This is a genomic window from Aquirufa sp. (assembly GCF_044377215.1).
Lineage (GTDB): Bacteria > Bacteroidota > Bacteroidia > Cytophagales > Spirosomataceae > Aquirufa.
In genome coordinates, this window is record NZ_JBILJM010000047.1 from 1 (window position 1) to 13,312 (window position 13,312).

The 13,312-nt window shown below is 42.2% G+C and carries 14 protein-coding genes, 1 tRNA gene and 1 pseudogene; 10 read left to right on the top strand and 6 right to left on the bottom strand.

Annotated elements, in window-relative coordinates; translation table 11 throughout:
- On the top strand, positions 1 to 93 hold a 93-nt coding region (locus ACIQ6T_RS10650), incomplete at its 5' end, for an IS3 family transposase (protein ID WP_395786240.1).
- Between the two features lie 141 nt (positions 94 to 234).
- On the opposite strand, the gene ACIQ6T_RS10655 is transcribed toward ACIQ6T_RS10650, so the two are convergent.
- From ACIQ6T_RS10655 to asnS, 5 genes are read right to left on the bottom strand one after another with little or no spacing between them, the layout of a single operon-like run.
- Positions 235 to 1,617: an MATE family efflux transporter gene (locus tag ACIQ6T_RS10655; protein ID WP_395786214.1), complete on the bottom strand. Its 1,383-nt coding sequence runs from the start codon at positions 1,615 to 1,617 to the stop codon at positions 235 to 237.
- Positions 1,595 to 2,902 carry a UDP-N-acetylglucosamine 1-carboxyvinyltransferase gene (gene murA / locus ACIQ6T_RS10660; protein WP_395786216.1) on the bottom strand — a complete coding sequence of 436 codons (1,308 nt, stop codon included), beginning with the start codon at positions 2,900 to 2,902 and terminating at the stop codon, positions 1,595 to 1,597. The genes ACIQ6T_RS10655 and murA overlap by 23 nt, the downstream gene beginning before the upstream one ends.
- Before the next feature lie 9 nt (positions 2,903 to 2,911).
- A complete protein-coding gene (locus ACIQ6T_RS10665) occupies positions 2,912 to 3,574 on the bottom strand; it encodes a DUF4290 domain-containing protein (RefSeq protein ID WP_395786218.1) in 663 nt (220 codons plus the stop codon).
- A 3-nt stretch (positions 3,575 to 3,577) separates the two neighbouring features.
- Positions 3,578 to 3,949, bottom strand: a complete 372-nt coding sequence (locus ACIQ6T_RS10670; RefSeq protein ID WP_395786220.1) for a diacylglycerol kinase family protein — start codon at positions 3,947 to 3,949, stop codon at positions 3,578 to 3,580.
- 1 nt (position 3,950) lies between these two features.
- Positions 3,951 to 5,381, bottom strand: a complete 1,431-nt coding sequence (asnS, locus tag ACIQ6T_RS10675) for an asparagine--tRNA ligase (protein WP_395786222.1) — start codon at positions 5,379 to 5,381, stop codon at positions 3,951 to 3,953.
- 104 nt (positions 5,382 to 5,485) lie between these two features.
- Between asnS and rpoN the strand changes: the two genes are divergently transcribed.
- Genes rpoN through ACIQ6T_RS10690 form a run of 3 tightly spaced genes read left to right on the top strand, consistent with a single transcriptional unit; the run spans position 5,486 to position 7,553 of the window.
- The gene (rpoN, locus tag ACIQ6T_RS10680; protein ID WP_395786224.1) at positions 5,486 to 6,922 is read left to right on the top strand and encodes an RNA polymerase factor sigma-54; all 1,437 of its coding nucleotides are present in this window, start codon (positions 5,486 to 5,488) and stop codon (positions 6,920 to 6,922) included.
- 59 nt (positions 6,923 to 6,981) lie between these two features.
- The gene (locus ACIQ6T_RS10685) at positions 6,982 to 7,263 is read left to right on the top strand and encodes a type II toxin-antitoxin system RelE/ParE family toxin (protein ID WP_395786226.1); all 282 of its coding nucleotides are present in this window, start codon (positions 6,982 to 6,984) and stop codon (positions 7,261 to 7,263) included.
- Between the two features lie 2 nt (positions 7,264 to 7,265).
- Positions 7,266 to 7,553 (top strand): HigA family addiction module antitoxin, encoded by a 288-nt coding sequence (locus ACIQ6T_RS10690; protein WP_395786228.1) that lies wholly within the window; start codon positions 7,266 to 7,268, stop codon positions 7,551 to 7,553.
- 61 nt (positions 7,554 to 7,614) lie between these two features.
- Here the strand turns inward: ACIQ6T_RS10690 and ACIQ6T_RS10695 are convergent, their stop codons facing one another.
- Positions 7,615 to 7,872: a hypothetical protein gene (locus tag ACIQ6T_RS10695; protein WP_395786230.1), complete on the bottom strand. Its 258-nt coding sequence runs from the start codon at positions 7,870 to 7,872 to the stop codon at positions 7,615 to 7,617.
- A gap of 369 nt (positions 7,873 to 8,241) precedes the next feature.
- Here ACIQ6T_RS10695 and ACIQ6T_RS10700 point away from each other — a divergent pair.
- The 6 genes and pseudogenes from ACIQ6T_RS10700 to ACIQ6T_RS10725 all read left to right on the top strand — a co-directional run.
- A tRNA-Arg gene (locus ACIQ6T_RS10700) sits at positions 8,242 to 8,315 on the top strand.
- 298 nt (positions 8,316 to 8,613) lie between these two features.
- Positions 8,614 to 9,279, top strand: coding sequence for a hypothetical protein (locus ACIQ6T_RS10705; protein WP_395786232.1), 666 nt, complete (start codon positions 8,614 to 8,616; stop codon positions 9,277 to 9,279).
- A gap of 37 nt (positions 9,280 to 9,316) precedes the next feature.
- A complete protein-coding gene (locus tag ACIQ6T_RS10710) occupies positions 9,317 to 10,243 on the top strand; it encodes a hypothetical protein (protein WP_395786234.1) in 927 nt (308 codons plus the stop codon).
- A 358-nt stretch (positions 10,244 to 10,601) separates the two neighbouring features.
- Positions 10,602 to 11,813, top strand: coding sequence for a PQQ-dependent sugar dehydrogenase (locus ACIQ6T_RS10715; RefSeq protein WP_395786236.1), 1,212 nt, complete (start codon positions 10,602 to 10,604; stop codon positions 11,811 to 11,813).
- Between the two features lie 27 nt (positions 11,814 to 11,840).
- Positions 11,841 to 12,863 carry a hypothetical protein gene (locus ACIQ6T_RS10720; RefSeq protein WP_395786238.1) on the top strand — a complete coding sequence of 341 codons (1,023 nt, stop codon included), beginning with the start codon at positions 11,841 to 11,843 and terminating at the stop codon, positions 12,861 to 12,863.
- Between the two features lies 1 nt (position 12,864).
- Positions 12,865 to 13,312 (top strand): annotated as a pseudogene (locus tag ACIQ6T_RS10725) (alkane 1-monooxygenase); the annotation flags it as partial.

Here is a 13,312-nt window from a genome sequence, read left to right on the forward strand (position 1 = left end):
CTTAAATACTATAATCATGAACGAATAAAAATGAATCTAAATGGAATGAGCCCAGTGGGATACCGAGCTCATTATGTCAAATCTATTGTTTAATTTTGTCCAATAAAATGGGTGCACCTCAGGTATCGCGTCTCTACATTGTGTCGCTAGACGCGAGGTATCGCGTCTCTACATTTTGGCGTTAGACGCGAGGTATCGCGTCTCTACATCGAGGTATCGCGTCTCTACTCTACTCTACTCTACCGTTAAGGTTTCTAGATCTATCGTCTTCGCCCGAGCGTAAAAACGCCAGGAGAGCAAGACCGAGGAGCAAACCAAACTAGCCGTTAAGCCCATCCAGATGCCCACGGCACCGATGCCCTGATAAATACCGATGTAGTAGGAGAGTGGGATACCGATGCCCCAATAGGAGAAAATGGTGATTCCGGTAGGGATGTTTACATCTTGTAAGCCACGCAGTAAACCCAATGAAACCGCCTGAATGCCGTCAAATAATTGAAAGATCGCGCCCCAAACGACAAGGGTTACCGCAATTGCGATTACCGAAGCTTCTTGGGTGTAGCCCCGCACTAAAATATCTTTACCAAAGAAAAACACCAACGCGCATACGCCCATAAACACAATGGATAGTACCAATGCCGCGTTTCCAGACGTGAAAATGCCCGCACGATTTCGTTCTCCTATATCCGCTCCCACTAAAATTCCTCCCGCCGCCGCGATGCCGGTTGCCATCATGTAGGTCAATGAAGCCATATTTATCGCAACAATATGTGCGGCCTGCGCAGTCACTGAAATCCAACCCATCATCACCACCGCCATACCAAACGTCGCAATCTCAAAGAATCCCTGCATGCCGGATGGAATGCCGATTTTCAAGATCGTTTTTTCGAGGACATTGGCCTCTTCATGTACATGCTTTTTCGCTAGATACTTGCTGAAATCAGCGATTTTGAACACGTAAATGGCTAGCGAACCGACCATTAAGATGCGGGCCAATAAGGTTGCGATCCCTGCCCCAAATAATCCCATGGCAGGAATCGGGCCAAGGCCATTAATGAACATGTGATTGAAGATGACATTGAAAATCAGAGCTCCCAATGTGATGTACATCGCCACCGAGGTCTTCTGTAAACCATCCGTAAAGCTTTTTAAGGCCGAGAATAAAAAAATCGGAATGACCGAAATAGCAATTAAAGCTAAATAGGGAAGGGTTAAGGCTTTGTTGGCCGCCGTCTGCTGAAACAAATCATAATTCATTCCCGCCACGCCTATCAACAAAATGGTAATCACCGCTAAGAAAACAGCCACCCGGATATTGGCACGTAACAAATTTCCGCATTCCGTGAAATCACCCTCCGCCTCAGCTTTGGAAATCATTGGCGCGACAATCTGCATGCAGATTAAACCGACTACCGCAATGGTGAAAAAGATACTGCCCGCCATGCCAGAGGCGCCTAGACTTTCGGCAGCGCCGGCCGACATTTGTCCTACCTGAATCGTATCGGCTAAACCCATGAGCATGACGCCGAGCTGGCCCACGACAATAGGCATGGCCAATTTAACCGTCTGCTTAATCTTCGCCTGAAACGCCATGTTAAATACGGACGATTTCCGCACCGATTGCATTTAAACGCGTATCGATGTTTTGGTAACCTCGGTCAATCTGCTCGATATTGTCGATGATGGAGGTGCCGTTTGCCGACATCGCCGCAATTAACAACGAAACGCCCGCGCGAATATCCGGAGAGGACATGCGAATGCCTTTCAAGGTTTGCTTGCGATCAAAGCCCACGACCGTTGCGCGGTGTGGATCACACAGGATAATCTGTGCGCCCATCTCAATCAAACGATCGACGAAGAACAAACGTGATTCAAACATTTTTTGGTGAATCAAAACCGTTCCTTTCGCTTGGATAGCAGTTACTAAAATGATGGATAATAAGTCGGGGGTGAAACCTGGCCATGGGTGATCGGAAATGGTCAACATCGATCCGTCGATGAAGTTTTCCAATTCGTAATGTTCCTGCGAAGGGATGAAAATATCATCTCCGCGGAATTCCATTTTGATACCTAATTTCTTGAATACCTCTGGAATGATGCCTAATTCTGGGATTTGGCAGTTCTTGATCGTGATTTCCGATTGCGTCATCACGGCCATGCCGATGAACGAACCGATCTCAATCATATCTGGTAACATCGTGTGCTCCGTTCCGTGAAGGACGTCTACGCCTTCGATCACCAACATGTTTGATCCGATACCCGTGATTTTCGCACCCATACGGTTCAACATCTTGCTCAATTGCTGTAAATACGGCTCGCAAGCAGCGTTGTAGATCGTTGTTTTACCTTTGGCTAACACGGCAGCCATCAAAATATTCGCAGTTCCTGTTACCGAAGCTTCGTCCAATAACATGTACGCACCTTGCAATTGCGAAGCATCTACTTCGTAAATACCCCCATCTTCCGGGCTGTAATTGAATTTGGCACCTAATTTCATGAAGCCGAAAAAGTGCGTGTCTAAGCGCCGACGGCCAATTTTGTCGCCACCTGGGGAAGGAATACGCCCCTTTTTGAAGCGAGCCAAGGTTGGCCCCAATAGCATCACTGACCCACGTAACCCAGCCGCTTTTTTCTTGTAATTTTCGGAATCTAAACAATCGATGTTCACTTGAGACGCATCGAATTCAATACTAGATTCAGACAAACGACGCATGCTCACACCCATATCGCCTAGTAAATCAATTAATTGATTGACGTCGCGAATGTTTGGAATGTTGTGAATGGTCACAGGCTCAGCTGTTAAAACCACGGCACACAAAATCTGCAATGCTTCGTTCTTCGCTCCTTGCGGAGTGATTTCCCCCTTCATCCGGCGGCCACCGGTTACTTTAAATGATGCCATAGCGCTTACTTATTTTTTACGAAAGTTGTTATTTCGGTTATTATTATTGTTTCTGAAGTTGTTATTCTTGCGGAAGTTATTGTTCCGATTATTCGTGTTGTTGTTCGGATATTCGGTCGCGTTGTAGGTGTTGCGCGCGTTATTCGCCACTTTGGCATGACCTAAGGTCTCTTGCGAAAGTTCGTCTACGATCGTACCTAACAGGTTTTCCGACATGTCTTTAATGTTCTGCCAAATAACCGAATCGTCCACCGAGTCTTTATTCCAAGTCACGTAAAAGCCTTTCATCAAACGTGCGATGTAGGCCACTAAGATCTTTTTGTCTTCTAATTTCTCCTCAGCGATGGCGCGTAGAATTAACAATTCCACATTGCGGCCATAGTGTTTGAACTTTAAATGGTGCTGATTGTAAGCCACCTTTCGCGGCGCTTTTCCCACTGATTCTGGCGATGGAGGAGGGAATGGTCCTTGTACATCCAATGCGAAATTGGACATGATATACAAATCATCCCACAGCTTCTTGGAGTAATCTTGCTGCGTATCCTTCATGTTGGGGTGAATTTGCTTCATCAGCTCCACCATGATAAAAGCGTATTTTGTCCGCTGTTCGTGGTCTTCCACGGTCATGATGTAATTCACTAATTTCTGTACGCTTGATCCGTATTCTTTCATAAACTATCTGGAAAATGTAAGCCAAACCCAAAGGTGTGGAACGGCAATCAGCGCAAAAATAAATACAGCCCAAATAGCCATAACTAAAACGGCGCCTGCCGCGTAATCTTTTATCTTTTTCGCCATCGGATTTTCTCCTGGCGACACTAAATCTGTTATTCGTTCGATGGCCGTATTGATCAATTCCATGACCCAAACTCCGGCAATCGCTAAACTAATCCATACCCATTCCAGGGCTATGAAGTCGAGTTTGATGCCCACGAAAATCACTAAAATCGTTGAAATCAAGTGGATTTTGGCATTATTCTCCTGCTTGATGAGATCTACAATTCCATCGAAGGCATGCCCAATACTTTTGAATGCTTGTTTAAACATCTTAAAATTCAGCCGATTTAGGCGTACGTGGGAACGGAATCACGTCGCGAATGTTCGACATACCCGTTACAAATAAAACTAAACGCTCGAAGCCTAAGCCGAAACCAGCATGTGGCGCAGAGCCAAATTGGCGTGTTTCTAAATACCACCAAATCGATTCTTCTTCAATTCCCACATCCTTCGTGCGTTGTAGTAATTTAGCATAATCATCTTCCCGTTGTGATCCACCGATAATCTCCCCGATACCTGGGAATAATACGTCCATCGCACGCACGGTCTTGCCGTCTTCGTCCAATTTCATGTAGAATGCCTTGATGTCTTTCGGGTAATTGGTTAGGATAACAGGCTTTTTGAAGTGTTTTTCCACTAACCAGCGCTCGTGCTCGGATTGTAAATCGATGCCCCATTCAACTGGGTATTGGAATTTACCTTGTTTGTGGGTTTTGGATTGCAAGAGGATATTTATCGCTTCCGTATAGGTTAAGCGTTCGAAATCATTTTCGGTCACAAAGCGTAATTTTTCGGTTAGGCTAAGTTCGGATTGCTCTTCTTTTTTCTTGGTTTTTTCTTCTTCTAACAAGCGTTTTTCGAGGAAAGCGATGTCGTCTGCGCAGTGGTATAGTGCATATTTAATGCAGTATTTGGTGAAGTCCTCCGCCAAATCCATGTTATCTACTAATTCATTGAACGCCACTTCAGGCTCAATCATCCAGAACTCGGCTAAGTGACGTGTGGTATTCGAGTTTTCCGCACGGAACGTAGGTCCAAAAGTGTAGACCTTTGATAAAGCCATCGCTCCTAATTCACCTTCCAGTTGGCCTGAAACCGTCAAATTCGTCTCCTTGCCAAAGAAATCTTCTTTGAAATCCACTTTGCCATCTTCGGTCATCGGTGGATTGGTTGTAGGCAACGTAGTCACCCGGAACATCTCTCCAGCGCCTTCTGCATCCGATCCTGTAATGATGGGCGTGTGTAAATAGAAGAAACCTTTGTCGTTGAAATACGAGTGCACAGCGAATGCTAAGGCATGTCGGACGCGTAAAATGGCCGAAAACGTGTTAGTACGCGGTCTTAAGTGCGCAATCTCACGCAAGAACTCGAGTGAGTGTTTTTTCGGCTGTAAGGGGTATTTCTCTGGGTCGGCGGCGCCGTATACCTGAATATCGGTTACTTGAATTTCAACGGATTGTCCTTGTCCTTGTGAGGGGATTAGGATTCCGGTGAGGGCGATGCAAGCGCCGGTGGTCACGAGGCGAAGGTTTTCTTCAGCTACGGTCCCGTCGGCAATAACGCCTTGAATATTATGGATGGTTGATCCGTCGTTTAGGGCGACGAAGGCAACATTGGAAGAAACGCGTTTGGTACGTACCCAACCTTTGACGGTTATGGTTTGATTACTCGGGGATAATGAAAGTATTTCTTTAATTTGCATGCGATAGAATCTCGTAGTGCCGTTTATTTGGTCACAATAAGCCTCAAAAATACGCACAATTACCGAATTATTTCATTTATTTTTGTTTTTAAATACAGCGTTATATGCAGGGATTATCCATCAAGCTGTCGCAGCAGCAGAAACTTTCACCGCAGCAGATCCAGTTGATCAAGTTATTGCAAATTCCCACCGCGGAATTGGCTGCGCGTGTGGAGGAGGAATTGGAGCAAAATCCAGCCTTAGAGGAGGGTGTAGATTCGGAGCGATTTGAGGAAGAGGGAGAACGGGAGACCGTGGAGGATTTGGAGCGGGAGGAATTGGAGATCGGTGATTATTTACAAGATGATTATGCGGGGTATAAGATGGCGGGTGATTCCTATGATCCGAATGAGGAGATCCGGGAGCGGCCGATGGCCACTGTGCCGAGTGCGGAGGAATTTTTATTGATGCAGGTGGGCTTTGTTGTGTCGGGAGATCGGGAGCAGTTGATAGCGGAGCAGGTTATTGGTTCATTGGAGGATGATGGGTATTTGCGGAGGAACATTGAGAGTATTGTGAATGATTTGGCATTTACGATTGGGTTTGAGACGAATTATGCGGAGGTGGAAGCGGTTTTGATGAAGATCCAGCAATTAGATCCGGCGGGTATTGGGGCACGGGATTTGAAGGAATGTTTGTCCTTGCAGTTGCATCGGAAGTCGGTGGGCGAGGATGCCGCGCACTTGCTAGCAATTCAGTTGGTGGACACCTATTTCGATGATTTCTCCAAACGCCATTATGCCGCATTGCAGCAAAAATTAGGCGTAGACGAACCGGCCTTGAAACAAGCTATTGCGGTTATTACGCGGTTGAATCCCAAACCAGGTGGCACGGAGGCGGGTGAGGTGGCTCAATTTTTACAGCCAGATTTTATTGTGACGCAGGTAGATGGGAAATTGGAAATTAAATTAAACGGCAAAAACGCCCCAGAATTGCGGGTGAGCAAGTCGTTTCAGGAGATGTTACAAACCTATGAGAAGGGGAATAAGCAGCAGAAAGACATTAAGGAGGCGGTGACGTTTATTAAGCATAAGTTGGACGCCGCGTCATGGTTCATCCAAGCAATCCAACAGCGTCAGGGGACATTGATGAAAACGATGGAGAGTATTGTGACGAAGCAGTATGATTTTTTCTTGACGGGGGATGATGCGCGTTTGCGGCCGTTGAAGATGAAGGAGATTGCGGCGGATATTGCGATGGATATTTCAACGGTCTCGCGGGTAGTCTCGGCGAAGTCGGTGCAGACCGATTTTGGGATGTTCCCATTAAAGTATTTCTTCTCGGAGGGCATCACACACGAATCTGGGGAGGATTTCTCCACCCGGGAGGTCAAGAACATTTTGCGGGAGATCATTGCGGGAGAGCCGCATGATGCGCCGTATTCGGATGAGGATTTGGAGGGGATTTTATCGGAGCGCGGATTTATTGTGAAGCGCCGTACGGTGGCGAAGTATCGGGAGCAGTTGGGGATTGCGGTAGCGCGGTTGAGGAGGGAATTGTAAAAATCTTTTTTTGTACAATAAAATACTTACCTTTGGCGTTAGTAACGCAAAGCATAAGTATGATTCGTTCATTTGGTTCTAAGGATACACGTAAAATTTGGAATGGTGAGCGCGTCAAGGGCTTGCCACCGGAAATTCAATCCATTGCGAGACGAAAACTACGGATGCTTCATGCTTCGGATAATCTAACTGATTTACGTATTCCTCCTTCGAATCGATTAGAAAAATTGAGTGGAAATTCTGTGACTTTTTATAGTATACGTATCAATGATCAATGGAGGATTGTGTTTAATTGGTTAGATGGCGTGGCGGAAGAAGTAGAAATTATAGACTATCATTAACAATGGAAAAATTAGCTAATGTTCACCCTGGTGAAGTATTAAACGAAGAATTTTTAATCCCAATGGGGATATCGGCGTATCGTTTATCAAAGGAATTATACATTCCACAAACGCGAATTTCAGAAATTTTGAAGGGGAAGCGTCGTGTGACGGCAGATACAGCATTGCGACTTTCTGCTTTTTTTGGCAATTCAGCAAAATTCTGGTTGGGTTTACAAGATGATTACGATGTAGAGGAGGAAATCCGTGCCAAAAAGGATGAGTTTAATTTAATCCAGAAATTTGCCTAATCTAGTTTCGTAAATTAGGGATCAAAGATATTTTATTCGCTCTTTGACCCCTTTTTGCTGGTTATTTATAGACGAAATCAACACAATTATCAGCTCTTCGGGTGATGGTGGCGGAGATGAAATCTTTGTTTTTGGCATCCATAATTTTTTCCACTTCTTTGATGCAATTGGCCGCGGAACTTAGCCCACATGGGTGGCATGTAACATCGGGTAATGGGTCAGGTTCGGCGTCTTTCTGAATTCCACTTGATTTCTTTTCTACGATTCCGATGAGGATGGAGTTATGGAATTTATTGTTGGGATCTTTTTCGATGGTCAATATCGCCTTTCTAAGGCGTTGGCTTTCAGGTATTCTTCCTTAGTGACGGGAGGTGTTTTCCGAATAGCTGTTTTTGGTCGTTAATGGTTTGTCCTTTGCGCATGATCCAAGCAAGGCGGAGATGGTGATTACGAAAAAGATAATTTTCACAAAATTCATTGAGTCATTTTTCATAATTTTTGGGTTAGGTTATATTTTCCAAACTTATCAACAATGAATCGAAGTGCAATTTTTAAAACTGATAATCTGAAAATTAGGCGGGTGGTTATTTACATAGAAAAGTAATTCCTTAGATTATTTTAATTTTTTCAGGGGAAGACTTTTCAAATTACCAAAGAAATTCTACCTTTGCAGTCCCATCAGGGAAATGGTTGCGTAGCTCAACTGGATAGAGCATCTCACTACGGATGAGAAGGTTTGGGGTTCGAATCCCTACGCGACCACAGAATGTAAAATTAAATGCCTGTATCTCAATAAGTTACAGGCATTTTTGTTTTCATGGTACAGGTATAGGTACAGGTTTTGATTCTGTGTGTGTCTTTCGTTGTGTACTCACTCCCCCAATATATATGTCGTTTTAGAGACTAATCTAATTTGCTTCCATATTTTACATATAGCAATAACACGTGGTTACAATTACAGATTCGGTAAGATTTAGTGTCATTAAATAATTCTTTCTTTCAATAATTTATAAAATTCACTAATTATGGATTATTATATCCTTTTAAACCATAATTTAAAATGAAACATATATTATCTGTATTAGGCATTTCACTGATAATTTTTGGATGCGAAACAGTACAACCTATTGTTGTGAATAAATCAATTAAAACTTCAGCAGAGTTGTTGTCTTCGGGGACATTTGCAGATTTCCCCAAAGATACCTATCGAATGCCATATTGGTATAAAAATGTTAATGATGATCCAGTAAAAGTCAGGTCTGTAGATTTTTTGACGATTGAAGATTTGTTGGAAATTAAACTCGGAATGACATTAAATGAAGTAACAAAAGTCGTAGGCAAAAAACCATTTGATATTGTGTATAATCAAAATGACGGATACAATGTTGTAAAATACTTTTATAAAAAAATCTATAAAATTGTTTCAGATAAAACAGAATTAGATATTAAGGAAAATAGTACCAATAATATGCAGCTAAGTTATGATTTTGAAACTGCATACTTAATGTTCAATAAAAATGACAAATTAGATATGATCCTATCTGAAGGGAATATGCAGAAAGGATTATATGTTTTAGAATTTGCTAAAGAAACATATAGACGTACAACCAATGAGGGCAAATTTTTAATTAATACTAATGTAAATAGTGAAAATAAAATGACTGAAATTAAGCCAATTGAAATTAAAAAAGACTCATTACCGATAAGAATTCCCTTAAAAAAATAAATTGTTTATGAAATTGTTGTCAAATATATTAATTGGAATGTCATTTCTCTTAATAGTTGGCTGTAATGCGCCACGGATTATTAATTTGTCTACAGATAGTGATATAGAAGATCCTAAAACGCTCAATATTTCATTTGGGCTAAAAGGAGAATTGACGAAAAAATATGATGTTAAAATGTCGATTGTCAATAATCTTACAAAAAAGGAAGAGCTTGTGCCAAATAATGAAATTTCTCCACTACCAAACAATCTACTTGATTCGCAAATAAATCAAACATATAAGTTTATTTTCAAATCAAATAAATATGATTTTTCTAATAATATTTATTCATTAAAGTTAATTCCCTCTATTTCTAAGAACTATACACCTCTTTCAATTCAAAGAATATTTTTTTTGAATTTGGGCCTTTATTTACACGACCAAAAAGCTAAAGAGCGTGCTCAGTTGCTTCCACACTTTTCTCTTGGTTTATTAAGTGAAAATAAAAAACATATTTATTCCGCTACTTTTATGAGAAAACCAACCATAATTGAATATGTTTATTCTCCTTCAAATTTTTTTGAGACTTACGATTTTAAATCACTTTATGCTGATCAAAGAGGGCTTTCAAGTTTAGGGTATAGTCGTAAAGTATATAACAATACTTATTTAGGAATAAATTTAGGTTTTTCTGTATTTAATGAGTCATATTACCAAATGGGACAAGTAGTTGTCATTCCAGATAATGTGAAATTTATTAATAGTTTTTCAGGTGGGTCACAAGGGATTAGAAGTAATATTGAAATAGGATTCAATGCAACTTATATATTAAAAAATTTCAATTGCATATTAAATTTTTCTGGATTTTCTTATTCTCAGCGAGGTGAATATTTTGCTAGTTATATTTCCCCAAGGGAAGAATGGAAGAAATTTTTTTTCTATCCTACTTTATCATTTGGGTTAGGATATAATTTTAAATTGTAATTCCTGAAATTTTCCATGTATCCCCCCATTAAGCAGACTCCACTTTAATACCCCTCCTACGCATGATTAGGCGAGTGTCTCCCTCTGGGTCAATTCTGATTTAGCATAAATTTATTTTTAATCATTTAACGCCATGTTAATTAAATCATATTACTTGGAAAAAATCTATTCAAAAACTAAAGAACTATTAGTTCTAATGGAACTTAGTATAAGTTTAGAAATTGATCAACCCCCAAACATGGAAAACTTAATAATTTGGTCATAAGTATTGATTACTAGAATAATTTTAAAAGACCTGCATTTCCTTGCGGGTCTTTTTTGTTTTTTATTCTATCTTTAACCGACCTATTTAATCAACATGAAAAAAATATTTACCCTTTGCCTATTGGCACCCTCGCTGCTTTTCGCGCAAGACATCAAATTACCTACCGGATTTTCGATCTCAGAAATCGGTAAAGAACTAGGCGCCACGCGCCACATCACGGTTTCCAAACAAGGACATGTGTATGCCAAACTCTCCAAATTAAAAGAGGGGAACGGCATCGTTTTGTTAAAAGATACCGATAAAGACGGGGTGTATGAGGAAAAGTCGATGTTTGGAAATTATACAGGAACAGGGATTGGGATTGATGGGGATTATTTCTACGCGGCGTCCAACAAAGGTGTGCATCGATATGCGCTGAATGCGCAAGGTGAAATTGCCGACGTAAATGCCTACGAAACTATCGTGGACGGTTTGCCTGATCACGGACGTGATAATGCGAAACCATTTGTGTTCGATAAAGACAAAAAACATATTTATGTGACCATCGGATCCTGGAACGATCCATGTCGTGTGCCCGGAACCGGGAAAGGCATGAGCCCTTGTGCGATTCTGGATTCAGCAGGAGGGATTTGGCAGTTTGATGCCAATAAACTAAATCAAAAATTCCAAGATGGCGTGCGTTACGCCACCGGATTAAAGAATGCCGTAGGGATTACCTGGAATACCCAAACAAATTCGTTGTTCGCCATGGCGCACGGACGTGGTCAATTCCACGATTTTTACCCACAATATTATACGCCTCAAATGTCGCAGGAATTACCTGCTGAGGCCATGTACGAATTCAAAAAAGCTGGCGATGATGCCGGCTGGCCTTATATTTACTATGATCAAAAGCAAAATAAAAAGATCGTAGCCCCCGAATATGGTGGTGATGGCAAAAAAACAGGTGGCGAAACAGCCTTGGATCCAACCGTTACTTTCCCAGCCCACATGGGACCAAACGATTTGTTATTCTACACCGGAAATCAATTTCCGGCCAAATACAAGAATGGTGCATTTATTGCCTTTCATGGTCAATCTTCTGAATTTAAAAAAGGCTACCTTGTTGGCTTCGTGCCCTTCAAAAACGGGAAGCCTAGCGGCAAGTGGGAAATCTTTGCAGATAATTTTGCAGGAACGGATTTGGTGAAACCTACTGGACCGATCCAGCACCGCCCATGTGGTTTGGCACAAGGACCGGATGGATCTTTGTACGTTAGTGATGACTTAGGTGGCAGCATCTATCGCATTACCTATAAAAAATAATTGCATCTTTATTTAAATTTGATGCCTATGCGTGCGCTCGTTTTTATTTTCATGTTGATTTTGCCGGGCTACCTGCTCGCACAAAAACGCTTTGTACGCATTCAGCTGCCCAATGCCAATGCATTGGTTGGCCAGTTTAAGTCGGAAGATGAAGGAAAGATCCAGCTCTTAGAGTTGAATTTAGGCCCTATGCAGGTGTTAAAATCACAGATTCAAACGCAAGATGAACTCGGGAATTCCATTCGTGTGGAGATTCAACTCAATGACAACCGCACCATTATCTGCGCATTACATGAACTTTCCGCGGATCAAGTGCAAGCCATTAGTCAGGAATTAGGTAATCTGGCTATCTCACGCGCGAATGTAAAATCAATACGTTACCTGCCCGAAGTCGCCGGTGGACAGGCCGGGATCCAATTTGACAATCCACATCCGACGCGCTACTTTTTTGGCCCATCCGCCATCCCATTGCGCAAGGGAGAACGCTATTATCAAAACGCTTATGTACTCGCGAATAGCGTGCAATATGGCATTAGCGACAACTTTTCCATAGGTGGTGGCGCCGTGATTCCTTTTGCTTTTTTCATCACACCCAAATGGGGGTATCAAGTGGCCCCTAAATGGCACGTAGGTTATGGTATGTTGGCCGCGACTTCTTTCATTAAAGACTTTAATTTTGGTTTAGCGGTTGGCTATGGTTCTGCCACGTATGGAACTCGGGAGCATAATGTGACCCTCAATGCCGGCTGGGGCGCTGTCAAACAACAAGATCCCAATTCGAGTTATGCATGGCGTGGAGCGCGCCGACCGATGTTTACGATTTCCGCGATGACGCGTATTTCGAATCGAGTGATGCTCGTGACTGAGAATTGGTTATTTTCACTCCGCGAATATGATTTTCAAACCGAGACCTATTCCATGCGAAATCGGGGTGTTTTGACCGGTGGTTTTCGTTTTATGGGGGAGAAAAATTCGTTTGATTTTGGTGTGTTAATTCCTGCTGGGGAAGCGGTTGCCGTACCTTATATAGATTACGTATTCAAATTTTAATATGAAAGCATTTAAATACATCGCTCCATTTTGCATGTTCGCTTTTGCCTATTGGTCCTTTCACTCGACCGGCTTGGCTTGTTGGGCCGGCGTCCTATTTACCTTCGCATTCGTCCCAGGCATCGAACTTATCATCAAACCAGATCCGAGTAATTTGGCTGCCGAGGAGGAAGCTTTGGTTAAAGCAAATGTCCTGTATGATTGGATTTTATATATAGCTTTTGGCTTACAATTTGTCAGCTTGTATTTCTTTTTACAAAGCATGCAAGATGAGTTGGTTTGGTCAGATCGCCTCGGCCGAATTGGCATGATGGGCTTATTGTCCGGTATTTTTGGCATCAACCTCGCACATGAATTAGGCCATCGATCAAAAAAAGCAGAGCAATTTATGGCCAAATCTTTATTGCTGACCAGTTTGTACATGCACTTTTTTATCGAACACAATAAAG